The following is a 25,449-nucleotide window of genomic DNA, read 5'->3' on the forward strand; positions in this document are numbered from 1 at the left end:
CCTGCTTTTTATTCTTTATGCTTTTGTTTTAGCTCTTGATCTAACTGCTTGAGCTCTTCTTGTAGCTTTCGTTTTTCTTCTTCAAATCCGTCCACTTCTTTTGAAGGCTGCTTTTTCTCTTCTTTTTCTTCATCGCTCAGCCACTCTGGCACCATTTCTTTACGCACAATTTTTCGTCCAGCCGTTTTTTTATTTTGCTTTGCTTCGGTCCAATTCTGATATTCTTTCTGTTCATTTTTAGCTAAATTCATGGCATCTTGAACAGTTTGTACCTTTTTGCGCGCCCAGTGTCCAGCAATTTTCTCTACATAGCTCTTAGATAATTTCATATCGGATCTTAGCATAACATAGTAAATCAGAACATTTACTACCCCTGGTGAAAGCTTTTGGTTAAACATCACTTCTTCAATCATTTGCAAATCTGCTTTTGAAGGCTCTGCTCCCCCGGAAAACTCGATCAAAAGCTGTCGAGGAGAAGTCACTTCAAGCTGTTGAATGAGCTGCTCTTCCTTTGTCTGCGGCTGCTTTTCCTGCATGGTACGAAGCATAGGAGGCTGAATTTGTTCGCTTAGATTTGGAAGTGCTTCTCCATTTTCAAATTGGTAAAAGGACTGTGCTGCTTTTCTAAGCAATTCAATATCAACTTGATCGTTCTCATTTAGCGAATCGAGCACCACATTTTTCATTTGAAGAGGATCGATACCGTATAAAAAGGCTAGCTTTTCAATCGCTTGTTTTACTTTAGATGTAATGGACCTTTTCGAAATCATTGAATCTGTTAGACCTGCTAAAAATAAATCAAAATCAAAGGAATCCGGGCTCATCTCAATAGAAGCACGTTTGGAGGAATCCACAAAGTCCGTTTGAGCATCAGGAGAAAATACATCCTTGCTTTCAGACTGAAAACTTGGAGCCAGCTCTGTTGCTTTAACTGATTTAAATACATCGTTAAATGAATGCGTCACATCTTTGAACGATTGGTCATCGACGAGTGAATCCGAAAAATAATTTTTTACTTTTTGAAAGATGGATTTTCCTAGTCGGTTATATAAATATACATTTAACACGCCATCGTTAAAAAACTGATGGGGCGTAAGAGGAGGAATGAGCTCATAAATGAACACACGAACATCATCTTCTTCCTTAATATATGTTTTTAACAAACCAATGCCTTCTAATTTTAACCGCTCATGGTAAATAGCTTTCAAATTAATTTGCATCATTGACATTAGATGATGATGCGTAGACTCTTTTCCCCATAAACGATCTTGTTCCAGCTCGCTCCATAGCGTCATATACAGACCAAAACACGTCGTACCCACCAACGGCTGATAGAGCATTGTTAAAATCTTTCGGTCGTATTCCTGCAGTATGCCGTTCGAACGAACAACATAACGATCGACCGGTATCATTTCTTTCCAATGTTGTTCTTTCATGTCGTTCCCTACCTACTTTTAAAGTAATAGAAATGACAAAAAAAGAGCCTAAAGAATACTTCAATAGCTCTTTTACAGTCGTTCCTTCTTAATTAAATCTTTTAATTCATCAATAAATACATTGATGTCTTTAAATTGTCGGTATACAGAAGCAAATCGAACATAAGAGACTTCATCGATAGCAGCTAATCGCTCCATCACCATTTCTCCTACCACATCTGACTGCACCTCTGATGTACCCTGACTGCGCAGCTCTGTTTCAATATCGTGTACGGTATCTTCTAATTGTTTTAAGCTTACTTGGCGTTTTTCACACGCCTTAATTAACCCTCGAAGGATTTTGTCTTTGCTGAACTCTTCTCTCGCTCCATCTTTTTTTACAACAATTAACGGAAGTTCTTCTACTTTCTCAAAAGTTGTAAAACGATAGTGACACTCTTCGCATTCACGTCTTCTACGAATAGAGCGGCCTTCTTCTACAGGGCGCGAGTCCAGCACTCTCGTTCCATTGTAATGACAGGATGGGCACTTCATATTCTCAGCTCCAATAATAAACCTTGTTTTTCTTTTTATTTTCTCTTATATAAGTTAATTTCCATCTATGTTAGTCGGCTATTCGCCATTTATTATGATTTTTATCATCATTTCCTTTAACAAACACGATGCTGTATTAAAGGATTTACTTTATTCCATCTTATAGAAAACAAGGCTTGAATACAAGTAAAGGAAAAGGAATTTCCCCATTTTATTTCCTGAAATTCAAAAATGATAAGGAACTTACGAAGAAAGAGGAATAAGTTTTTGATCAAAGCTCTTATAAAGCGTACGTACAAGTTCTTTACTAAAACCAAAATCAAACGGCACCACTTTTGATTCTGTTGTAGCAGAAAAATCGATAGCGGTTTCAAGAGGACGTACGTTAATAATGGTAATCACAACAAAAGCTTTTCTTCCTTTTACAACGTTTAAGCTAATTTCTCCTCGCTCTTCATACGCAGCAAGTATCTCTATCCCTTGCATGTGCTTCAACATTTCATGAACTTGCTTAAATGCATTCCCAGCCGTTGTTTTGTAATAATGCGTTTTTAGAGTCGGATCTGAATGGTGATCGCTTGTTTCTACATGATTAGAAAATAAAGATTTAACTGCTTGTACTACCCCCATGTTGTTATCCCCTTTGTTTTTGCGTATTAAAAATTTATATACTAAAAAGAGGTGTGTAATACACCTCTTAACTTACGTAATCAATCGACACTATTAAAGTGCATTCGCTTTAGTTTGTTTTACCTGAACAGGACCCATTCCACGTGGTAATTCAATTGTTTCACGTGTCTGTGCACTTAGAGCATCTGCAATATAATCTGCTGCGATTGTAGGATCTAAATGACCACAAGTATAAACATCGATACTTGCATAACCATGCTCTGGGAAGCTGTGAATCGTTAAATGTGATTCTGAAATAATAACAACGCCACTTACACCTTGAGGTGCAAATTTATGGAACGCTACTTCGCGAACTTCCGCACCAGATTTTAAAGCTGCATCAACAAACGTTTTTTCAATATAATCAATATCATTTAACTTATCGAAATCGCATCCCCATAATTCTGAGATGACATGACGACCCATTGTTTCCATAATGATATTTCCCCCTTTAACAATTTTTAATCGTTAAACATGAAGTTCTTTCGCCATATAGCATGTTAACTACCACGGGGGAAAGTTAGTCCAAAGAGGTCCTAACCCTTTAAGTAGCCACATCACCGAAAGGTACACAAGAAGTTCACGAAACATAGTATACTTTGTTTACATTTATTTTGCAATACGTGTTTTGATTTTATTAAAGATTGTTCTTGCAGATAGACCTATACAAATTACCCCTGTATTCTCGTGAGACAGTGTGTAAAAGCTGCTAAACGACTATTAATTTTTTATTAAAATTGAGGAAAATAAACACCCCTTTGCATGCTTATCTTATTGCTTTTCCCTATTCTTTTGAATAAAAACAAAAAAAAACAGGGCGATAGCTCCCTGTTTTTTTAAAGCAATCAATAGCTTTCTTAGCTTACTCTTATTTTTGATCCATTACGCATTTCTGCAGCAATATATCTTACCAAATCGACTACGCGCTGAGAGTAGCCCCACTCGTTATCGTACCAAGCTAACACTTTAATTTTATGATCTTCCATTACGATAGTCGATAGTCCATCTACAATAGCTGAATGAGGATTTGTATTAAAGTCAATTGATACGAGTGGTTCCATTGTTAAATTTAAAATATTCTTTAATGGTCCTTCAGCAGCTTTAATAAACGCTAAATTAACATCTTCCATCGTCACAGATTTCCTTACATCCACAACTAAATCGACAAGTGATACGTTCGGCGTTGGCACGCGCAGCGCCATCCCATGAAGCTTTCCTTTTAAATGAGGAAGAACTAATGAAAGTGCCTTGGCTGCTCCAGTTGTTGTAGGAATAATTGATTGAGCACACGCACGGGCTCTTCGCAAGTCTTTGTGCGGATTATCGATATTCTTTTGATCATTTGTATATGCGTGAACGGTCGTCATTAAACCGTTTTCAATTGTGAACGCTTCGTCTAACACCTTGACAACTGGAGCTAGACAATTTGTCGTACAAGAGGCATTAGAAATAATGTTATGCTGATTCACATCAAACTCTCGTTCGTTTACGCCCATCACAATGGTAATATCTTCTTGTTTACCTGGTGCCGTTAAGACAACTTTTTTCGCACCTGCTTCAATATGTAACTGCGCTTTTTCTCTTGAATTAAATTTCCCCGTTGCTTCAACAACTAGATCAACCCCAAGCTCTTTCCAAGGCAAATTCAGCGGATCACGTGAATTTAATAGCTGAATTCTTTTACCGTTAACAATTAGCGCATCATCATCACATTTGACATCTCCATTAAATGGTCCGTGTATAGAGTCATATTTGATTAAATGTGCTAACGTTTCTGCTGGATAAGATGCATTTATTGCAATAATATCTAAATTTTCCTCTATAATCGCTGTGCGAAACACCATTCTTCCTATTCTCCCAAAACCATTAATGGCAATACGTGCTTTCATGGCTATACCCCTCTCTATATGTGTTATACTATTTAACTTTTTATATTGAATAGTATAACATAAATATTTAAAAAGTGAATAATATTAATTTTTTTTAATAAATTATTTTAATTAAGTTTTACTATATGTATATAGCGAGAACAGATATTTAACACATTCTTTTTTAGAAGCCCTTAAATATTCCCAATAAAAAAAGAGTGAATGCAATCATTCACTCTTTAATCTAGCCACAGGGCCAATATACTTAAAAGCTGTTGTTTTGTTTCCTCTACAGGTCCGTTATTGTTGATCACCGCATCGGCTAAGGCTACTTTTTGAATCAAAGGCAGCTGTGCATGGATACGCGCATAGGCATCCTCCGTCGAGAGATCATTACGAGACTTTAATCTTTCTAGCTGCACAGGCTCATCGACATATACAACCACTACTTTATCGACTAAGTGTGTCAAATCACTTTCAAACAGCAGCGGAATATCTAATACAACGGCTTCGTAACCTTCCTCTATATAGCTTTCCTTTTGAGAAAGCATTTCTTTTCTTACGGCAGGATGTACAATTGCATTCAACTTTTTACGTTCTTCCTCTTGATAAAACACAATTTCCCCTAAAGCCGCTCGATTGATCTCCGCATTCTCGTGAAGAATAGCACGGCCGAACGTCTCTACAATTTGTTTGTATGCTTCTTTTCCTGGTTCTACGACTTCTTTTGCAATGTGATCGGCATCGATTACTGGAATATTGATATCTCGTAGCATTCCGGTTACCGTGCTTTTTCCGCTTGCAATTCCGCCTGTTAATCCAATTACAATTGACATTGGCCTCTCCTTTATCGCTTTATTTAAAATCTAAAAATACCTAAAATAATGAGCAGAACTCCTGGTACAAACGAGAACATTTTCATCCATGATAAACGTGAAAAAATTTTGCCAAACTGTATGCCAGCACTTAAAAAAAGTGAACTCATAAGAGCTACAGCAATTGCTAAAGCATACGGCGAATAACCTAATAAAGCTGCTCCAAACCCAGCTCCAAATGCATCAAGAGATAATGCAATTCCAAGTATAAATGCTTCAATTCCAGTGATGGAACCCGAATTATCTAAATCTGCTGCAGTCGGTTTTTTCAATACGTTAATGACTAAGCCAATGGACTTAATTTCAATTTTCACTAATGTTTTTTCTTCTTTCACTCGAGATGAATCTGCTGGACAAAAAAACTGGTATAAAATCCACATTCCAAGCAGAACAAGAATACCTCCGCCTACTTTATTTAGTACATCCACTGAAAATAGATGCGTAAGTACTTTTCCTAAAAACATAGAAAACATTAAAGAAAATGCTGAGCAACATGAAATAATAAAAATGGATTTCAGCGGAATTTTCACCTTTCGAAGTCCGTATGTCAGGCCAACGCTAAAGCTGTCAAGACTTACGGCAAAAGCAAGAATAAGTAAAGAAAATGTTATCATGATGAGAGGACTCCTTTCCTTTCTGTCTATACGTAGTATATGAAAGGAGCCCATCCATTGTTATTTTTTAGCCGGCTGACAATTTGGGCAGATATGTGTTCCTCTACCGCCTACAACAAATTTTTCAATTGGGGTACCGCAGATTTTACAGGATTCGCCTTTTCTCCCGTACACATAAAGCTGCTGCTGAAACATGCCTATTTGTCCCTGTGTGTTTACATACGTGCGAATTGTGCTGCCTCCTTGTTTCACAGCTTCTTGAAGGGTCGCTACAATTTCTTCGTACAATTTTTCATACTCTTCGTCTGTTAATTGGCTGGCCACTCGTTCAGGATGAATCCCTGCGCGAAATAGTGCTTCATCTACATAAATATTCCCGAGTCCAACCACGACATTTTGATCGAGTAAAACCGGCTTGATTTTTCGAGAGGTTTTGCCGATTCGCATTTTTAATTGACTTGGATTAAATGTTTCGTCAAACGGTTCAGGTCCAAGGCCAATAAGAGGAGGAAACAGATCTTCCTCTCCCTTTTTAAATAAGTGCATAGTACCAAACTTCCTTACATCCCGGTATCGCAATTCCGTTCCATCCGTGAAGTGAAAAAAGACGTGTACATGCTTATCTGGTTCTTCTGCATTCTCATGGAGAGCATATTTCCCTTCCATACGCAAATGAGAAACCATCGTATAATCATCGAGCACAATTTTCAAAAATTTACCTCTTCGTTCAACATCTCGAATGGTTTGTCCAATAAGCGCATCACAAAACTGTTCAACTTGTTCAGGACGTTTGATAATATTAGGCCATTTAACTGTTACACGCTCAATGATCTTTCCACTGGCTAATTCAATTAACGTACGTCTGACGGTTTCAACTTCTGGTAATTCTGGCACGTTTGTCACATCCTTTTTCCACTACTTTGCTTCGTACCAAGTCTTTCCGTAAGAATAATCTACTTTCAACGGAACTTCTAGCTCTAAAGCATGCTCCATTACTTCTGGTACGATTTTCTCTAAAATTTTAATTTCTTCTTCTGGGGCTTCAAAAATCAGCTCATCGTGTACTTGAAGCAGTAGCTTAGCCTGAAGATTTTCATCTTTTAAGCGCTTATCCATTTCAATCATTGCTTTTTTAATAATATCAGCTGCTGTCCCTTGGATAGGCGTATTCATAGCCGTACGCTCAGCGAAGCTGCGGAGGTTAAAGTTTCGGCTCGTGATTTCAGGCAAGTAACGTCGGCGGTGCAAGAGCGTTGTTACATATCCCTTTTCTTTTGCATCGCGTACAATCGTATCCATATACTCCTGTACACCCGGGAAGCTTTTTAAATAGCGTTCAATAAAAGTAGCCGCTGCTTTTCTTGTAATTCCTAAACTTTGCGATAAACCGTAATCACTGATGCCGTAGACGATTCCAAAATTAACTGCTTTAGCCTGACGGCGCATATTCGACGTTACTTCTTCTCTTTCGACGTGGAACACATCCATCGCTGTTTTCGTATGAATATCTAAGTCATGCTTAAACGCATCAATTAGCTTTTCATCATCTGCAATATGAGCCAGTACGCGCAGCTCAATTTGTGAATAATCCGCCGCAAATATTAACCAATCAGGCTGTGAAGGCACGAACGCACCTCTTATTTTTTTACCTTCTTCAAGACGAATCGGGATGTTTTGCAAGTTAGGATCTACGGAACTTAACCTTCCCGTTTGAGTTAACGTTTGATTAAAGCGGGTATGAACTTTTCCATCGATTTCATGAATAACCTTTTTTAATCCTTCAATATACGTAGACTGTAATTTTCCTAGCTGACGGTATTGTAAAATCTCTGGGATAATATCATGGGTACTAGCTAATTGCTCTAATACATCGGCTGATGTGGAATAGCCTGTTTTTGTTTTCTTTATGACTGGAAGCTGCATTTTTTCAAAAAGAACAACTCCTAGCTGCTTTGGCGAATTAATATTGAATTCTTGTCCAGCGTATTCGTAGATTTTCGCTTCAATTTTTTCAAGCTGTTCTCGAAGATCTTCGCCCATTTCATCCAAACGCGCACGGTCAATTTTCACCCCTTGATATTCCATATCAGCAAGGACAATGGCAAGAGGCATTTCAAGCTTCTCAAATAGCTCAAACTGTTCATTTTCAACCAATTCTTTTTCTAACACTTCTTTTAAATAAGCTACGGCGGCTGCTTTTCTTATAACATGCTCAGCTAGCTGATCAGCTTCTGCAATGCTTCGCTTAGCTCCTTTTCCATACACAGCTTCATCTGATTGCACTTGATGATATCCTTTTAATTTTGCAATTGTCGCTAGATCATCATTTGCCTCAGCAGGATTCAAGATGTAAGAAGCAATCATTACATCATGTTCAATTCCTTTAATTTCATGCCCCACCCATTTTAACGATACAATCGTACGTTTCCCATTAAACACCGTCTTTTTTACACGTTCATCTTCTAACCATGCTTTAAATTTAGAAGATGAAAGAGCTGTATCTTTATCAATAAAATAGTGGCCATTTTTGTTGCTGATTCCAAAACCAAGCAGCTGATTGTGATGATAGTTTTCTTCATAACCTTCTACGATCAGAGCTGCTTCGCTTGTTAACATATCATCGTGAACTTCCTGCGCTATTTCAAACGTCAGGTCTTCAAAATCTGCTTCCTCTTCTGCTGATTCACCAAATTTAGCAAGCAGAGAATTAAACCCAAGCTCTTTAAATAAAGAGATGACCTTTGAAGATTCAAACCCGTCATACTTTGCATCTTCTACAGATACTTCAAGAGGCGCTTCGCAATAAATAGTTGCAAGCTTTTTACTCATGATGGCTGATTCACGATTATCTTCAAGCTTTTCTTTTAATTTTTTACCGCTGACTTGATCGATAGATTGTAATACATTTTCAACCGTTTCGAACTCTTTTAATAGCTTTAAGGCTGTTTTTTCTCCGACTCCGGGCACGCCTGGGATATTATCCGAGCTGTCCCCCATAAGGCCTTTCATATCAATAATTTGTGCAGCCGTAATACCATACTTTTCATCAATGGCTGCAGGCGTATAGGAATCGACATCTGTAATCCCTTTTCTCGTAATATCTACGGTTACATGTTCTGACACAAGCTGAAGTAAATCTTTATCCCCGGAAATGACTTTTACGGCCATTCCTTTTTGTTCAGCTTGCTTTGAAAGTGTACCGATAATATCATCTGCTTCATAATCAGGCAGTTCATAGCGCTTAATCCCATATGCATCTAATAACTCGCGAATAAAAGGAAACTGCTCTGAAAGTTCAGGAGGCGTCTTTTGTCTGCCTCCTTTATATTCTGTAAATGTTTTGTGACGAAACGTTGTTTTCCCTGCATCAAAAGCCACCAGTAAATGCGTTGGCTTCTCTTCCTCTAGGATACGTGTCAGCATTGTGGTAAAGCCGTATATGGCATTTGTATGTATTCCTTTATCATTGTTTAAAAGCGGCAAAGCAAAAAATGCACGGTAGGCAATACTATTCCCGTCAATTAATACTAGTTTTTGTGTCATTCATGTTCCTCCATTTCGCTCTCTTCTTATCTTACCTTTATTTTAGCAAACAATAAGCTTTAAGGACAAAAAGTACTCTTCAATTCAACGTTTTATTTTCATGTGGTGATAAGATCTATACATCATAAAATAAAAACACCGCCTAGTTATTTTAGGCGGTGTAACATGTGAGTGGATAAAAATCAGCAAAAAGAATCGGCGAAAATAGCACGGTTAAAGCTATCTTCGCCTTACATATTGGCTCCTTGGATGAAGGGGTTTCCATGAAAAATTGTATCAATTATTTATTAAGCTACATTAAATAAATTGTAAAAGGAACGTAAACATTTTACATCTGCGGCAAATACTTGTGCAGCTTCACCGAAAAAGTTGTCCCTTTGTTGGCTTCACTTTTCACTTCAATTTCCCCTTTATGAGCTTCAACAAGGTGTTTAACAATTGCTAATCCAAGACCTGTTCCTCCCGAATTACGGCTTCTTGCTTTATCTACTCGGTAAAAGCGCTCAAAAATACGTGAAATTTCATCGGCATCAATACCGATACCTGTATCTTGAATATGAACCGTAATCGTTGCTTCTTCCTCTTCAAGCGAAACGTGAACGGTTCCTCCAGGCATTGTATACATGAGCGCATTGCCGATTAAGTTAACAAACACTTGCATAAGGCGCTGACTGTCACCATCAATCCACGCTTCTTCAGGAAGCGTATCTAACGTTAGCGTGATTTCTTTTTCAGTCGCTCGGTTTGATAGCACTGTCGTCACTTCGTAAAGAAGCGTATTCAGATCTACTGAATGAATGCTTAGTTTAAACCCTTGCTGTTCAACTTTAGACAAATCTAAAAGATCTTGAATCAAGCTCTCCATGCGCTGACTTTCCGTGAGAATAATAGATAGGAACTGCTGTCGCAGCTGCGGATCTTCCATGGCACCGTCTAATAATGTCTCACTAAACCCTTTAATGGAAGTAATAGGGGTTTTTAGTTCATGAGACACATTCGCTACAAAGTCACGGCGCACTTGTTCTAGTTTTTTCAGCTCGGTAATATCATGGAAAACAAGCACAATCCCTTTCCATTCATCGTTTAAGCCAATAATCGGCGCTCCGTAAACATCAAAATATCTTCGTTCAATATTTAAAGGCAGAACCACTTGTTTTCGAACCTTTACTTCCGTCATAAATATTTTTTCCACAAGCTTAATGATTTCTTTGTGCTCAAATACCTCGTAATACAAATGATAAAGGAAGTCATCCGGATGTATATGAAACTGCTCTTTATAAGCTCGATTCACTAAGTTTATATAGCCCCGACTATCGATAAGAAGCATGCCGCTTCCCATATTTTCAATTAGCGTGCGCAGCCTGTCCTGCTGCATTTCTTGATTAGTGATAGACTCTTGCAGATTACGAGCAAGTGCGTTAATAGACTGACTCAGCATCCCTGTTTCATCTACATAATCTTCATATGTACGAGCTTTATAATTCCCTTTTGCAAGTTCCATAGCCACCTTGGTTGCCGATTCAATAGGACGGGTATAGCGTCCCATAATCTTTACACCTAAGAGTAAAATCACAATCAAAGCTAGACCTAAGCTTCCAATAAGAAGGCCCCAAATTTGCTGATTTACTTGTTTTAATGAATCAAACGATGTACTCAGCACAACAAATCCCTCTTGCTTACCTTCTATAATAAGCGGGATACCATAGTAATATAAGTCGTAATCTTCTTTAATTTGATCAAAGCTTTTTTTACTGTTTAACTGCTTTTTCAATACTTGTTGGATTACGATACTTTTTTCGATTCTTTGCTGCTTGCTACCTGGATTTGAGTCAACTAATATTTTTCCGTCTTTTTGAACGATAGTCGTTCGTACACTTAACGAATGGCTGATTTGATCAACTTTAGATTTTAAACCAGGACTTGCGATACCTTCTTCGCTAATGTACATTTCTACAAGCTTTGCCTCTTTTTCCATTCGCTCTTGAAACGTCTGAAAATAAAAGTTTTTAAACAACTGTCCCAGCAGCAGGCCAAGACCTACTAATACAATAATAATAAGTACTAATAGAGCCAAAAGTAGCCTTGAACGAAATTTATTCATCTACCTTTGGTTCCTCCAGCTTATATCCTAATCCTCTAATCGTTTTTATATAAACAGGTTTTCGCGTATTGTGTTCAATTTTCTCACGCAAATGGCTGATGTGCACATCTACAATTCGCGTATCTCCGGCAAAATCATAATTCCACACTGCACTTAGCAGCTGATCACGAGTTAATACCCGCCCTTTGTATTTTGCCAAATATAATAATAACTCAAATTCTTTCGGAGTAAGCTCAAGCTGCTCTTGATTAAAGTAGGCCTCATAATGATCTGGAAGAATTTTTAAATCACCGATCATGATGCGTTCGCCATCTTCCTCTTGTTCATTTTCCTGAGCAATAATTTGTGTTCTGCGTAAAATGGCTTTTACACGCGCTACTACTTCTCGAGGGCTAAATGGTTTCGTCATGTAGTCATCTGCGCCAAGCTCTAGCCCTAATACTTTGTCAAATTCATCGTCTTTTGCAGTTAACATTAAAATAGGCGTCATCACTTTTTGCTGACGAAGCTTTTTACAAACTTCAATTCCATCCATCTTAGGAAGCATCAAGTCTAACACAATTAAATCCGGTTTTCCTTCTAGTGCCTTGTTGTATCCTTCTTCCCCGTCTTCAGCTGTTTCTACTGTAAAGCCAGCTTGTTGTAAATTATATTGTAATAATGTTGAAATTGATTGTTCATCATCTACGACTAATAATTTCTTACTCATATTAACGATATAAGCCTCCATCTAGTTAAATTAAACCGCAGCTTCATCCAAATGATATTATTTTCTATTTATCTTCTCTTATCATACAATGTTTTAGCCTCGTTCTCCAATACATTTCAACATTTTCAGAAAATATGGCCAAAGAGTTTCTTCTATATTATTTATAAATATTTAAGGCATTATTTATAAATATTTAAGGCGTTTTAAAAATTTTCAAAGTCGTGTGTCTCTACTGATGGAAGTCTAAACGGCGGATACACAAGAAACCGTGCCGTTACTACTTTCTCTTTTTGCTCATTGACCGCTTCCACCTCAATCGTAACAGTTCTAGAAGAAACATTTACCTCTGTGACTTCAAATAAAAATTCAATCGTGCTATAATGATGAATTTTTTGAGGGAAGGCTACCGTATGTTCTGCAACGTGACTTCCAGGTCCGGGCAAATACTTTGAAATGGCTGCTGTCATAATACCGGTAATCATAATACTTGGCACAATAGGTTTTTTAAAAGGGGTCTGAGATGCGTAATCATGCTGAATGTATAAAGGGTTAGAATCATTTGTCAGCCCTAAGTACAATAAGATATCCTTATCTTCAATTCGTTCAGTTAGCGTTAATTTTTCTCCAACTTTTATATCTTCAATACTTCGACCTATTTTTTGTTTTTTACCTAATACCATCATCATTCCACCTTTTGTATAAAGTAATAGCTTTTCTTTATATACAAGAAAAATTCGAGGTTTCCCTCGAATTTTCCTTGTGACTATTGTTTGAATATCGATAAAAACCTATACTCAAACCTATTTTATTGTATTAAGCTAATACACCCATGACAGTTTTGACTGATTTTGCTGATTGATCTAACGCAGATTTTTCAGAATCAGTAAGTTCTAATTCAATTACTTGCTCAATTCCTGCAGCTCCTAATACGGTTGGAACACCTAAGTAGATGCCGTTATAACCATATTCACCCTCTAGGTAAGCAATCGCTGGTAAAATACGACGCTGATCTTTTAAGATCGCTTCTGTCATTTCTACTAAAGAAGCAGCAGGCGCGTAGTACGCACTTCCGTTACCTAATAGGTTAACGATCTCGCCGCCGCCTTTGCGTGTTCTTTCAACAATTGCTTCAAGACGCGCTTTTGGAATAAGCGTTTCAAGAGGAATACCGCCAGCATATGAGTAGCGTACAAGAGGTACCATATCGTCGCCATGTCCACCAAGTACAAAACCTGTGATATCTTTCACTGAAATGTTTAACTCCTGCGCTACGAACGTACGGAAACGTGCAGAATCTAATACGCCTGATTGACCGATTACGCGGTTTTTAGGAAAACCAGATTCTTTAAATACTGTGTACGTCATAGCATCTACCGGGTTTGTCAACACGATGATGTGACAGTTTGGCGAGTATTTAACAACTTCTTGAGTAACAGACTTCATGATTTTTTGGTTCGTTGTTACTAAATCATCGCGACTCATACCTGGCTTACGCGCGATACCAGCTGTAATAATGACAATGTCAGAATCAGCTGTGTCTTCGTAGTTGGCTGTTCCTGTAATGTTAGCGTCAAAGCCTTGTACAGGACTTGCTTCTAACATATCCAGCGCCTTACCTTTAGCTGGATTTTCTAATTGCGGAATATCAACTAATACAACATCAGCTAATTCTTTTTGACCAATTAAAAAAGCAGTTGTAGCTCCCGTAAAGCCCGCTCCGATAACAGATACTTTTTTACGCATATTTGCCATTATAATTCCTCCCCTAAATGAATAGCTATTAAACTGTTACTTGTTTTCCTAGATTGCTAATTAATTCATCAGCAAACTCTGAACACTTCACTTCTGTTGCGCCGTCCATTAAACGTGCGAAATCATATGTTACTACTTTTGAAGCAATTGTTTTTTCCATTGATTTCATGATTAAATCCGCTGCTTCATTCCAGCCAAGGTGTTCAAGCATTAACACACCTGATAATAATACAGAAGACGGGTTTACTTTATCTAAACCAGCATATTTAGGTGCTGTACCGTGAGTTGCTTCAAAGATAGCATGTCCAGTTTCGTAGTTGATATTTGCCCCTGGAGCAATTCCAATACCACCAACTTGTGCTGCTAATGCATCTGAAATGTAATCTCCATTTAAATTCATTGTTGCTACTACATCGAATTCACGTGGACGAGTTAAAATTTGTTGTAAGAAGATATCTGCAATTGAATCTTTTACAATAATTTTTCCTGCTGCTTCCGCTTCTGCTTGAGCTTTGTTTGCAGCCTGTGCACCTTCTTTTTCAACGATGCGGTCATATTGAGCCCAAGTAAATACTTTATCGCCGAATTCTTTTTCAGCTAGCTCATAGCCCCAATTTTTAAATGCGCCTTCTGTATATTTCATAATGTTACCTTTGTGTACAAGCGTAACAGACTTGCGGCCTTGTTCAATTGCATAGTTGATTGCTGCACGCACAAGACGCTCTGTTCCTTCAGAAGAAATAGGCTTAATACCTAATCCAGAAGTTTCAGGGAAACGGATTTTATTTACGCCTAATTCCGTTTGTAGGAATGAAACAAGCTTTTGTACTTCTTCAGAACCCTTTGCATATTCAATACCAGCATAAATATCTTCAGTATTTTCACGGAAGATAACCATATCTGTATCTTCTGGGCGCTTAATTGGAGAAGGTACACCTTCAAAATAACGAACAGGACGTAAGCATGTAAATAAGTCTAATTCTTGACGCAATGCCACGTTTAGAGAACGAATTCCACCGCCTACTGGTGTCGTTAATGGTCCTTTGATTGCAATTATGTATTCGCGAATTGCATCTAACGTTTCTTCCGGTAACCATTCGCCAGTTTGATTAAATGCTTTTTCACCTGCTAATACTTCTTTCCAAACGATTTCTTTTTCACCATTGTATGCTTTTGCAACTGCTGCTTCTAATACGCGGGAAGCTGCTGCCCAGATATCCGGACCAATTCCGTCACCTTCGATAAATGGAATAATTGGGTTATTTGGTACGTTTAAAACGCCGTTTGCTACAGAAATTTGTTCACCTTTTGTCATGAGAATGACCTCCTTAAAAAATTTGTCTACTTTCACTTATGGAAAAGTGCTCAACGAACGTGAGCACCTTCGTCACATTGTTTAGCTGCGCTCTTCAAGCGGAATGTACGTTTGTTTTCCAGGACCGATATAATCAGCTCTTGGACGAATCAAACGATTGTTTGAATACTGCTCTAAAATGTGAGCAATCCATCCTGATACGCGGCTTACGGCAAAAATCGGAGTAAATAGATCGTGATCAATACCTAAGCTGTGGTATACAGAAGCTGAATAGAAATCAACGTTTGGCGGAAGCTTTTTCTCGCCTGTTACGATTTCCTCAATTTTCACTGACATATCGTATAGCGTTGTATCTCCTGCTTGTTTTGTAAGTTTTTCAGACATTTCTTTCAAGTGCTTGGCACGAGGATCACCCTGCTGATACACACGATGTCCAAATCCCATAATCTTTTCTTTTTTTGCGAGCTTTTCGCGAATGTAAGGTTCTGCATTTTCAACTGTTTGAATGTCAGACAACATTTTCATAACAGCTTCATTCGCTCCCCCGTGAAGAGGACCCTTTAACGCCCCAATAGCGGCTGTAATTCCTGAATAAATATCGGATAACGTTGCCACACAGACACGCGCTGTAAAAGTTGAAGCATTTAGCTCATGGTCAGCGTGTAAGACAAGTGCTTTATCAAACGCTTCTACTTGGATATCAGTTGGCTCTTCGCCGGTTAACATATATAAAAAGTTAGCGGCAATGCTATAATTTTCGTTTGGCTCAATTGGCTCTAATCCGTTGCGAACTCTTGAAAAAGCAGTCACCACTGTTGGTAATTGTGCTTGCAAACGAACAGCTTTGCGATAATTTGCTTCTTCATCCATTAAATCAGCTTCAGGATCGTACAACCCCAATAGTGATACGACTGTTCTTAAAGCTGCCATTGGATGAACATCTTGAATTGGATAAGTTTTGAAATGATTTAAGACTTCTTGGGGTAATTTAGCGTTTTCTGCTAGTAATCTAGAAAACACAGATAATTCTTCTTTATTAGGTAATTTTCCGTGCCATAGTAAATACACCACTTCTTCAAATGTTGCATAATTCGCTAAATCATCAATATTGTAGCCTTGATATGTTAAAGTGTCATCAATAATTGAACTTACTGCTGACGTTGTAGCGACTACCCCTTCTAGACCTCGAGTTGCTGTCATAAATCTCCACTCCTTTACAGAAAAAATTCCCCATACCTTTCTGTGTAAAACGTGAAAAACAAAATTGAGCCTCTGCTCAACTAGACATTAAATGATATACGAAGCGCCTCTTTTGAATATATATCTTGGAAGAACATTCCTTCACCCCACGTAAAGAAAATGCTTACATTTCCATTTGTTTCAATAACACACAAAATTAAAACATCTGCATGTGTCATTGCTTTGTTACAGCCCTATAGGTAAAACATACAATTGTATGTAAAAAGATGCGGCCTCAAAATATATTATAAACAATTATCTGACTTTTGTGAATCAAAAGAGAGAAGAAATTTTAAAAAAATTATTATTATACAAAAATTTCTACGAAAAAAGTTCAGTTAATTTCATAAATAAATAAGCAATTCCAGCACCGATTAACGGACCTACTGCTACCCCTTGAAACAGCGCCACAGCAAGAATTGTGCCAAAAACTAAAGCGGTCGTAATATGCGGATCATCTTCCAAGAGTGTAAGTCCATATTTGGCAATAATTGCTACAGCAATTCCGGCTCCTAGAGCAATCCAAGCATAAGAAGATTTCACGGCTTCTCCTAATTGTTTGAACCCTATGTCTCCTGTTGCAATTGGCACAAGAACGGCAATTGTAATAACCGTTACTCCAATATTAATTCCTTTTGATTGTAGAAACGGAAAAACCTTACCGTCTAACCCGATTAATTTTAAAATAAGTAAAAATGCAACTGCAATGATTAATGATTGATTTTTAGCCACTAATCCAATTACGAGTAAAACAGCTAAAAAAAGCATGGGTTGTGAGAACATTTTACTCATCCTTTCTTTTTTATTGTGATAAATCTAAAGCGTATTACGTAAATATTTTATGAGTAGCTTTTTCTTTTGTTGACTATCGTTTACAAGGAGGCCTCTATTTATTGTGTACAAGCTTCATTTACATCGACTATTTCGCTTAGCTTGTGTGTTGGTAATTATTGCAGCATCTATGTTTCTTAGTTATTATGTCTCTTCTCTCATATATCCATTTATTATCGCCTGCTGCATCGCTTTTTTTATAAATCCTATGGTTAATCTATTTGAATTGAAGCTGCGCTTACCCCGCTACTTAGCTGTTTTACTGTCAATGGTTCTTATCTTCTCTCTTTTGGCCGGACTTATTACGTTACTTATCACAGAAATCATTGCAGGAAGTACGTATTTAGCGAAAGTTGTTCCCACAAATTTCAAAGAAGTAGTCATATTTATTGAAAATATTGCTACAGAACAAATACTTCCGTTTTATGAACGCATTACTTCTATGTTTAATAACTTAAATACCGGTCAGCAAGCAACTATTTTATCGAACATTAAAGGGGTAGGCAACCATATCGCTCAAACAGTGGGCGATTTTCTGCAAAATGTATTGCAAAGCATCCCAGTACTTTTATCCGTATTGCCTAATGCAGCTACTGTGATTATTTTTTCATTACTGGCTACTTTTTTTATTAGTAAAGATTGGTACAAGCTGATGGCTAAAAGCAGCGTGTTTATTCCTAAAAAAGTAAGAGAAAATGGACAGACAGTTGTTGTGGAGCTTAAAAATGCACTGTTTGGTTTTATTAAAGCTCAGCTTACGCTTATTTCGATTACCACAATCATCGTTCTTTTTGGTTTACTTGTTCTTAGGGTTGATTATGCTATTACAGTCGCTTTATTAATTGGCTTAGTAGATATTCTTCCTTACCTCGGAACAGGACTGGTTTTTGTTCCTTGGATGATTTATGCATTTGCAACAGATAACGTGTCATTTGCTGTAGGGCTTTCGGTACTATATGCTGTAGTACTAGTGCAGCGACAAATTATGGAACCAAAAATTTTGTCATCAAGCATTGGTCTTGATCCTCTCGCTACATTAATTGCTTTATTTGTAGGATATCAATTGATTGGATTTTTCGGATTAATAGTTGGCCCTGTTATTCTTGTTATTCTAAAAACACTTCATACAACGGGGGTTTTTAAAGAAACGTGGCAATTTATTATAGGAAAATGAAAAAGTGTGTGAAAGAAGCTTCTTTCACACACTTTCTAGTTAACGAATAATCGTCATTCGATTACGTCCTTGAAAAAATCTTCTTAGCCACGTCAAAAGAAAAGGCTTAACGATTTTGCGTGTAAACGGCAGTAAAAAGATAAAGCCTACAACATCTGTCAAGAAGCCTGGAAACAGCAGAAACAGTCCGCCAAATAGTACACACATACCATCAAGGATTTCACCGCTCGGAACATGTCCCTGGCTCATCTGACGCTGTGCTTTTTGAAAAAGAGATGTTCCTTGTTTTTTCGCTAGAAACGCACCAATAAAACTGGTAGCAATAATCAGTAAAAATGTTGACATTACACCAATGAGATGACTTGAATAAATCAAAATCATTACCTCAACAGCAGGTACAATAAGAAGGAGCGGAAGGAGCTTCCTCACCATCATCACCTCTTCGCTTATTGAATTGCCTAAACAAAAAGAGAAGGATTCCCCTTCTCTTTTTTCTATCATCTACGTGTTCTTAGAGTACGCTTGCGTGTCCGTTGTATACAACACCACGTGAAGCATCAACTGTAATATCTTGATCTTCTGAGAATACGCTTGTTGCGTTTTCTACGCCTACAATGACAGGAATGCTTAAGTTTAACCCTACTACAGCTGCATGGCTTGTTAGACCGCCTTCTTCTGTAATAAGAGCCCCTGCTTTTTCGATTGCACTGATCATATCGCGATCTGTGCTGTTTGTAACAAGGATAGCACCTTCAGTCATTTTTGCATTTGCTTCTTCAGCAGTTTTAGCAATAACTACTTTACCAACTGCTGCTTTACGACCAATTCCTTGTCCTTTAGCAAGAACGTCACCTACAACTTGAACTTTCATTAAGTTCGTTGCACCTGATTCTCCAACTGGAACACCAGCTGTAATAACAACTAAGTCGCCGTGTGCTACAACGCCTGTTTTTACTGCGTCATTTACAGCGTGATCTAACATATCGTCAATTGTATTTACGCGCTCACCAACAACTGGTGTAACACCCCATACTAGAGACAGACGACGTGCAACAGAATCGTTTGCTGCAACAGCTACGATTGGAGATTGCGGACGATATTTAGAAACGATTTTCGCTGTATAACCACTTTCTGTTGGCGCTACGATTGCACTAGCGTTTAAGTTAAGCGCTGTGTGTACAACAGATTGTCCGATTGCATCTGTAATAGATGGGCCAACTTGCTTGCTGCGCTGTTGTAAAATCTCAGAGTAGTTTAGAGCTTGCTCAGCACGAGAAGCGATTGAATGCATTGTTTGTACAGCTTCAACTGGGTAAGAACCTGCAGCTGTTTCACCAGATAACATAATTGCATCTGTACCATCAAAGATAGCATTGGCAACGTCACTTGCTTCCGCACGAGTCGGGCGCGGGTTGCGTTGCATTGAATCAAGCATTTGTGTAGCTGTAATAACTGGTTTGCCAAGCGCGTTACATTGTTTGATTAGATCTTTTTGTACTAATGGTACTTCTTCAGCAGGAATTTCTACTCCTAAGTCACCACGAGCAACCATTAAACCGTCTGAAACTTCAAGAATTTCCTTGATGTTATCTACGCCTTCTTGGTTTTCGATTTTTGAGATGATTTGAATGTGAGCTGCATTGTGTTTTTCTAGTAGTTCACGAATTTCTAATACATCAGATGCGCGACGCACAAAAGAAGCAGCGATAAAATCAATGCCTTGTTCGATACCGAATACAATATCGTTTGCATCTTTTTCAGTGATACCAGGAAGGTTTACACTTACGTTTGGCACGTTTACACCTTTTTTATTTTTTAATGTACCAGGGTTAAGTACTTTTGTTTTGATTTCACCATCAGTTTTATTGACGTCTAGTACTTCAAGACCGATTAAACCGTCATCTAAAAGGATTTTTGATCCTACGTGTACGTCATCGATTAGACCTGGATATGTAATTGAGAATTTTTCAGTTGTTCCCACTACTTCTGTCATAGAAACAATGATTTCAGAGCCTTCTTCTAACTCAATTGCACCATTTTCCATTGTGTTTGTACGAATTTCAGGCCCTTTTGTATCAAGTAAGATACCTACTGTTTTACCTGTTTGTTTCGCAGCTTCACGAATGTTAACAATACGTGCACCGTGCTCTTCAAAGTCACCGTGAGAGAAGTTTAGACGACAAACGTTTAAACCTGAGTTAATTAGTTCAACTAATTTTTCTACACTTTCACTGGCTGGTCCAATAGTACATACAATTTTAGTTTTACGCATTCAAATTTCCTCCTATATATTTACTATTTACTCTTTAGATAGGGCAAATAGCTATTTCTTTTACTAACCTTGTACTAGCAGGCTGTGAACAAATATTTTGTTGCCTTGACTTGTTCACCTTGCTTTACGTGTAACTTATGAAATACCTACGTAGCGCTGAATCAAATAGCAAACAAATACACAGCACTTTAACGATGAATTTCTTCATCGTTTGCTTCTTGTTTTACTATTCCCTGCAATTCATACAGCAATACTTGCTGCCTGATTTGTCTTATATATCTCACGTTTTAGAGAAAAGACAAACGCTCGCACAGCTGCTAATAACCATAGGAAATTTTTTAAAAACACTCTTTTTCTACTTTTACTTAAAGGTTTTTGCTGTCTATAAAATACCACGAAGAACTTGTAAACACAATAGAGAAGGGCTATACAAACCGCACAAAAACGCGCACCCTTATTTTTCAAGAGTGCACGTTTCTTTATTTTATAGTAATGGCATCGTTTTCAGCTGCAAATTGTCCGATTTTTTTGTATTTTAAATAACGCTCTTCCACTAGCTCTTCTTTTGATAAATTCATCAGCTCTTTTAATGATTTCTTGATAATGCCCTCCATGTATCCAGCTTGTGCATCGATATCTCGGTGAGCTCCGCCTTTTACCTCTGAAACCATTTCATCTACAATACCCAGTTCTTTCAAATCTGGTGCTGTAATCTTCATCGTTTCAGCAGCTTTTTTCGCAAGAGAAGAATCTTTCCAAAGAATGGCTGCCGCTCCTTCTGGAGAAATAACTGAATACGTCGAGTTCTCAAGCATATGAAGGTGATTTCCTAAACCTAATGCCAAGGCTCCTCCGCTTCCTCCTTCTCCAATTACAATGCAAATAACAGGTACAGTTAAGCCAGCCATTTCAAAAAGGTTTTTCGCAATAGCTTCGCTTTGTCCACGCTCTTCTGCCGCTTTCCCTGGATAAGCTCCTTTTGTATCAATAAAGCAAATAATTGGGCGGTTAAATTTCTCCGCTTGCTTCATTAGGCGCAGTGCTTTACGGTAGCCTTCAGGATGAGGCATACCAAAATTACGGCGAATATTTTCTTTCGTGTCTTTACCTCTCTGATGTCCAATCACGGTAACAGGCACGCCATTAAACTTGGCAATTCCTCCTACGATTGCTTCATCATCTCCATAAAAGCGATCTCCATGACACTCTAAAAAGTTTGTAAACAAGCGAGAAATATAATCGAGTGTTGTAGGACGCTCAGGATGACGAGCAATTTGAACACGGTTCCATGGGCTTAGATGATTGTAAATATCGTTTTCTACTTTTTCTAAGCGATTTTCTAACTTATCAATTTCGCTAGATAAATCCACTTCTGTATTTTTAGCAAACTCTTTAAGCTCTGCAATCTTGTTTCGCAACTCAACAATTGGACGTTCAAATTCTAATTCGCTTACCACTCGATGTCACCTCCTGCTACGTGTATATCTAAAATAGTTGTTAACGTTTCTTTTAAATCATGACGGTCAATAACTCCGTCTAGCTGACCATGCTTCAGCAGAAATTCCGACGTCTGAAAATCTTCTGGAAGCTCTTCTCTAATTGTCTGTTCAATAATACGTCTTCCAGCAAAGCCAATTAACGCGCCAGGCTCGGCTAAATTATAATCGCCTAACGAAGCAAAGCTTGCCGACACTCCTCCTGTAGTAGGATGTGTCATAATCGAAATGATTAAGCCGCCTTCGTCACTGAACATTTTAAGAGCTGCACTAGTTTTAGCCATTTGCATCAAGCTCAGAACACCTTCTTGCATACGTGCACCGCCTGAAGCTGTGAAAATAAGGAATGGAACATGCATTTCCTTCGCTTTTTCAATGGCGCGAGTAATTTTCTCGCCGACTACAGAGCCCATGCTTCCCATACGGAAATGTGAATCCATAACAGCAACCACTACTTTAATTCCTTCAATATCCCCTTCACCTGTGACAATCGCTTCACTTAAATTAGTTTTCTCACGATCTTTTTCAAGCTTTTCAAGATAGTCCGGGAAACCAAGAGGGTTTTCTGACGTCATATCTTTGTCGTATTCGACAAACGTACCGATGTCAATCAAGCTTTCGATACGCTCCGGTGCTGTCATTTGATGATGATATCCACAGTTTAAGCATACTTTTAAGTTTTTATTTAACTCTTTCGTATACATGATTTTTTTACACTTTTTACACTTAGTCATAATCCCTTCAGGTACATCTTGTCTCATATGCTCAGAAGGAATCGTAGCATATTTTCGTTTTTTTGGAGTTTTTGTGTTTTTTGTAAATAAATCTCGTAACAAGGTGTAACCTCCTTTTGGTTCTTTTCTTTACCATAAGAACCTTTATTCTTCCTCTTCTTCTACTATTTACAAGTTGTGAAAATCCGCCTGAAATACAAAACAAGCGACGGATAGACAAAAATTGGACGAACTGTTCGCTTCACTTTATTAGTTGCTATTTACTTTACTAGATGACTGCTTGATTTTGTGTAGAAAGATGGCATGTCTCTTTCGACAAATTCCTTCTTTCACACTTGTTTGTAGCACTGATGGTGAAGATTTAATACAGCTGCTTCATCTTTTTTAGCTAACGCCTCTACTAATTCACTTATCAGAGTGTCGCTTGGCGCTGAGTTTTGTTGAAAAGTTTGAGAAAAACGGCAAATAATCAGCCAGATTCGGTGTAATAGCCGATTAGGCTGCAAAGAAAACAAATAGTCAAACAAGTTCTTCAAACAATCGTCGTTCTGCTTTTGAATTGCTTTCGAAACATTGATTTCGTCCTGTTCCGCTAAAACAAAAAACAAACAGCTCTTTTCAAGAATATATCTCGTCTGAATTAAATCTGATTTTGTTTTACCGTCTTGTACTAAAAAAGTAGCTAATAAATCAATAAATTGATGATCTCCTACTTCTTTAATAAACGTACCTTCACCTCTTCTAGTTTCAATCAACCCAATTAGCTCTAACGCTCTGAGCGCTTCTCGAACGGAAGAACGTCCTGCGCCTAACCGTTCAGAAAGCTCTCGTTCTGACGGGATTTTATCCCCCGTAGTTAAACGATCGTCTTCCATTAGCTGGCGAATTTGTTTTAGAATTTCTACATATACTTTTGAACGTTCATTCTTCAAGTTTACAACCACTCACTTTACATTACTTTAACAGGCATGCTTGAAGCATCATGCCTGTCAAAGAACAGTTGATGTAACCTTATTCAATAATCGCTAAGCGACGTGTATTTTCAGCTACGGCTTCTGGCTTTACTTTTATTCGGGCAACACCTGTTTCCATAGCTGCTTTTGCAACAGCGGCGGCTACTGCCGGAGCCACTCGTGCATCAAATGGACCTGGAATCACATAGTCTGTATTCAAGTCCTCTTCCGTAATTAAATTAGCAATGGCCTCAACTGCAGCCATTTTCATTTTTTCATTAATATGAGTAGCACGCACATCTAGTGCACCTCGGAATATCCCCGGAAACGCTAAGACATTGTTCACTTGATTAGGAAAATCAGAACGTCCGGTGCCGATTACTTTCGCGCCAGCTTTTTTAGCTTCTTCTGGCATAATTTCAGGCACGGGATTTGCCATTGCAAAAATGATTGGGTCTGGATTCATCTTTCCAATCATCTCCGGTGTGAGTGCTCCTTCAACCGAAACTCCAATAAATACGTCAGCTTCTTCTAACGCATCAGCTAACGTACCTTCTACTTTGCTTCGATTTGTATAGGCTGCAACTTCATCTTTTATACGGTTCATGCCGTGAGGACGCTTGTCATAAATCGTTCCTTTGGAATCACACATAATGATATCGCGCACTCCATAGCTGTATAATAATTTAATAATAGCAATGCCAGCAGCTCCTGCTCCATTCGCTACCACTTTGATTTGTGACATTTTTCTTCCTGTCAGCTTCAAGGCATTAAGAAGACCCGCTACCGTAACAATAGCCGTCCCATGCTGATCATCATGAAAAACCGGGATATTTGTTTCCTTTTTCAACCGCTCTTCAATTTCAAAACAGTTAGGAGCCGCAATGTCTTCTAAATTAACGCCTCCAAAAGTAGGTTCTAGCAATTTAACAGTTTCTATAATTTTGTCCACATCTGTCGTGTTTAAACAAATTGGGAACGCATCTACGCCGGCAAAACTTTTAAAAAGGACAGCTTTCCCTTCCATTACTGGCAGAGCAGCTTCAGGACCTATATTGCCCAAGCCCAATACGGCAGTGCCATCAGATACAACAGCTACCATATTTCCTTTCATCGTATATTCATATACATTGTTTACATCATCATATATTTCTTTGCAAGGTTCTGCTACACCAGGGGAATAAGCAAGGCTTAAATCCTCTGCATTTCGAACAGGAATTTTGGACTTTGATTCTAGTTTACCTTTGTTAATGCGGTGCATATGCAATGCTTCTTCACGTAAAGACAATGAATTTCACTCCCAATAAACAAAATGATAACAAATACTGCGCCTG

Annotated in this window: 23 protein-coding genes; 1 reads left to right on the forward strand and 22 read right to left on the reverse strand. The window is 38.1% G+C overall.

Features of this window, described 5'->3' with window-relative positions; translation table 11 throughout:
- Nucleotides 1-8: 8 nt before the first annotated feature.
- From LIS78_RS24080 to LIS78_RS24155, 16 genes are all read right to left on the reverse strand, one after another.
- On the reverse strand, nucleotides 9-1,436 hold the full coding sequence (locus LIS78_RS24080) for a replication initiation and membrane attachment family protein (RefSeq protein ID WP_028410528.1): 1,428 nt from the start codon (nucleotides 1,434-1,436) through the stop codon (nucleotides 9-11).
- 72 nt (nucleotides 1,437-1,508) lie between these two features.
- A complete protein-coding gene (gene nrdR / locus LIS78_RS24085; RefSeq protein WP_013059432.1) occupies nucleotides 1,509-1,970 on the reverse strand; it encodes a transcriptional regulator NrdR in 462 nt (153 codons plus the stop codon).
- Nucleotides 1,971-2,213: 243 nt separating this feature from the next.
- A complete protein-coding gene (locus LIS78_RS24090) occupies nucleotides 2,214-2,600 on the reverse strand; it encodes a cytosolic protein (RefSeq protein ID WP_195781757.1) in 387 nt (128 codons plus the stop codon).
- Between the two features lie 93 nt (nucleotides 2,601-2,693).
- Entirely contained in the window at nucleotides 2,694-3,074 is a 381-nt protein-coding gene (gene speD / locus LIS78_RS24095; protein WP_013059434.1) for an adenosylmethionine decarboxylase, read from the reverse strand.
- Between the two features lie 422 nt (nucleotides 3,075-3,496).
- Nucleotides 3,497-4,528 carry a glyceraldehyde-3-phosphate dehydrogenase gene (locus LIS78_RS24100; RefSeq protein ID WP_252284440.1) on the reverse strand — a complete coding sequence of 344 codons (1,032 nt, stop codon included), beginning with the start codon at nucleotides 4,526-4,528 and terminating at the stop codon, nucleotides 3,497-3,499.
- Nucleotides 4,529-4,746: 218 nt separating this feature from the next.
- Nucleotides 4,747-5,343 carry a dephospho-CoA kinase gene (gene coaE, locus LIS78_RS24105; RefSeq protein WP_209150701.1) on the reverse strand — a complete coding sequence of 199 codons (597 nt, stop codon included), beginning with the start codon at nucleotides 5,341-5,343 and terminating at the stop codon, nucleotides 4,747-4,749.
- 23 nt (nucleotides 5,344-5,366) lie between these two features.
- Complete coding sequence (gene ytaF / locus LIS78_RS24110) at nucleotides 5,367-5,996, reverse strand: sporulation membrane protein YtaF (RefSeq protein ID WP_195781755.1); 630 nt, start codon at nucleotides 5,994-5,996, stop codon at nucleotides 5,367-5,369.
- Between the two features lie 60 nt (nucleotides 5,997-6,056).
- Nucleotides 6,057-6,890, reverse strand: a complete 834-nt coding sequence (mutM, locus tag LIS78_RS24115) for a DNA-formamidopyrimidine glycosylase (protein ID WP_195781754.1) — start codon at nucleotides 6,888-6,890, stop codon at nucleotides 6,057-6,059.
- Between the two features lie 21 nt (nucleotides 6,891-6,911).
- Nucleotides 6,912-9,539 (reverse strand): DNA polymerase I, encoded by a 2,628-nt coding sequence (polA, locus tag LIS78_RS24120; protein WP_252284441.1) that lies wholly within the window; start codon nucleotides 9,537-9,539, stop codon nucleotides 6,912-6,914.
- A 328-nt stretch (nucleotides 9,540-9,867) separates the two neighbouring features.
- Entirely contained in the window at nucleotides 9,868-11,640 is a 1,773-nt protein-coding gene (pnpS, locus tag LIS78_RS24125) for a two-component system histidine kinase PnpS (RefSeq protein ID WP_252284442.1), read from the reverse strand.
- The gene (locus LIS78_RS24130) at nucleotides 11,633-12,349 is read right to left on the reverse strand and encodes a response regulator transcription factor (protein WP_013085192.1); all 717 of its coding nucleotides are present in this window, start codon (nucleotides 12,347-12,349) and stop codon (nucleotides 11,633-11,635) included. The genes pnpS and LIS78_RS24130 overlap by 8 nt, the downstream gene beginning before the upstream one ends.
- A gap of 203 nt (nucleotides 12,350-12,552) precedes the next feature.
- Nucleotides 12,553-13,029: a MaoC family dehydratase gene (locus tag LIS78_RS24135; RefSeq protein WP_195781751.1), complete on the reverse strand. Its 477-nt coding sequence runs from the start codon at nucleotides 13,027-13,029 to the stop codon at nucleotides 12,553-12,555.
- 133 nt (nucleotides 13,030-13,162) lie between these two features.
- Nucleotides 13,163-14,101, reverse strand: a complete 939-nt coding sequence (gene mdh / locus LIS78_RS24140) for a malate dehydrogenase (RefSeq protein ID WP_195781750.1) — start codon at nucleotides 14,099-14,101, stop codon at nucleotides 13,163-13,165.
- Between the two features lie 28 nt (nucleotides 14,102-14,129).
- On the reverse strand, nucleotides 14,130-15,422 hold the full coding sequence (icd, locus tag LIS78_RS24145; protein ID WP_269091680.1) for an NADP-dependent isocitrate dehydrogenase: 1,293 nt from the start codon (nucleotides 15,420-15,422) through the stop codon (nucleotides 14,130-14,132).
- A gap of 75 nt (nucleotides 15,423-15,497) precedes the next feature.
- Nucleotides 15,498-16,616 (reverse strand): citrate synthase, encoded by a 1,119-nt coding sequence (gene citZ, locus LIS78_RS24150; protein WP_033579621.1) that lies wholly within the window; start codon nucleotides 16,614-16,616, stop codon nucleotides 15,498-15,500.
- Nucleotides 16,617-16,976: 360 nt separating this feature from the next.
- On the reverse strand, nucleotides 16,977-17,438 hold the full coding sequence (locus LIS78_RS24155) for a DUF441 domain-containing protein (protein WP_013059446.1): 462 nt from the start codon (nucleotides 17,436-17,438) through the stop codon (nucleotides 16,977-16,979).
- Nucleotides 17,439-17,550: 112 nt separating this feature from the next.
- Here LIS78_RS24155 and ytvI point away from each other — a divergent pair, with 112 nt between their 5' ends.
- Entirely contained in the window at nucleotides 17,551-18,660 is a 1,110-nt protein-coding gene (ytvI, locus tag LIS78_RS24160) for a sporulation integral membrane protein YtvI (RefSeq protein WP_252284443.1), read from the forward strand.
- Nucleotides 18,661-18,699: 39 nt separating this feature from the next.
- On the opposite strand, the gene LIS78_RS24165 is transcribed toward ytvI, so the two are convergent.
- The 6 genes from LIS78_RS24165 to ystJ all read right to left on the reverse strand — a co-directional run bounded on the left by LIS78_RS24165 (nucleotide 18,700) and on the right by ystJ (nucleotide 25,403).
- Nucleotides 18,700-19,092 (reverse strand): FxsA family protein, encoded by a 393-nt coding sequence (locus tag LIS78_RS24165; RefSeq protein WP_033579618.1) that lies wholly within the window; start codon nucleotides 19,090-19,092, stop codon nucleotides 18,700-18,702.
- 79 nt (nucleotides 19,093-19,171) lie between these two features.
- Entirely contained in the window at nucleotides 19,172-20,932 is a 1,761-nt protein-coding gene (gene pyk, locus LIS78_RS24170; RefSeq protein ID WP_129705034.1) for a pyruvate kinase, read from the reverse strand.
- Nucleotides 20,933-21,411: 479 nt separating this feature from the next.
- Nucleotides 21,412-22,389 (reverse strand): acetyl-CoA carboxylase carboxyl transferase subunit alpha, encoded by a 978-nt coding sequence (gene accA, locus LIS78_RS24175; RefSeq protein ID WP_013059450.1) that lies wholly within the window; start codon nucleotides 22,387-22,389, stop codon nucleotides 21,412-21,414.
- Nucleotides 22,383-23,264 carry an acetyl-CoA carboxylase, carboxyltransferase subunit beta gene (accD, locus tag LIS78_RS24180; protein WP_057244984.1) on the reverse strand — a complete coding sequence of 294 codons (882 nt, stop codon included), beginning with the start codon at nucleotides 23,262-23,264 and terminating at the stop codon, nucleotides 22,383-22,385. The genes accA and accD overlap by 7 nt, the downstream gene beginning before the upstream one ends.
- Before the next feature lie 227 nt (nucleotides 23,265-23,491).
- Nucleotides 23,492-24,094, reverse strand: coding sequence for a FadR/GntR family transcriptional regulator (locus LIS78_RS24185; RefSeq protein ID WP_195781747.1), 603 nt, complete (start codon nucleotides 24,092-24,094; stop codon nucleotides 23,492-23,494).
- Nucleotides 24,095-24,173: 79 nt separating this feature from the next.
- Entirely contained in the window at nucleotides 24,174-25,403 is a 1,230-nt protein-coding gene (gene ystJ, locus LIS78_RS24190; protein WP_013059453.1) for an NADP-dependent malic enzyme, read from the reverse strand.
- Nucleotides 25,404-25,449: the final 46 nt, after the last annotated feature.

The sequence above is a fragment of the Priestia megaterium genome (assembly GCF_023824195.1).
GTDB lineage: Bacteria > Bacillota > Bacilli > Bacillales > Bacillaceae_H > Priestia > Priestia megaterium_D.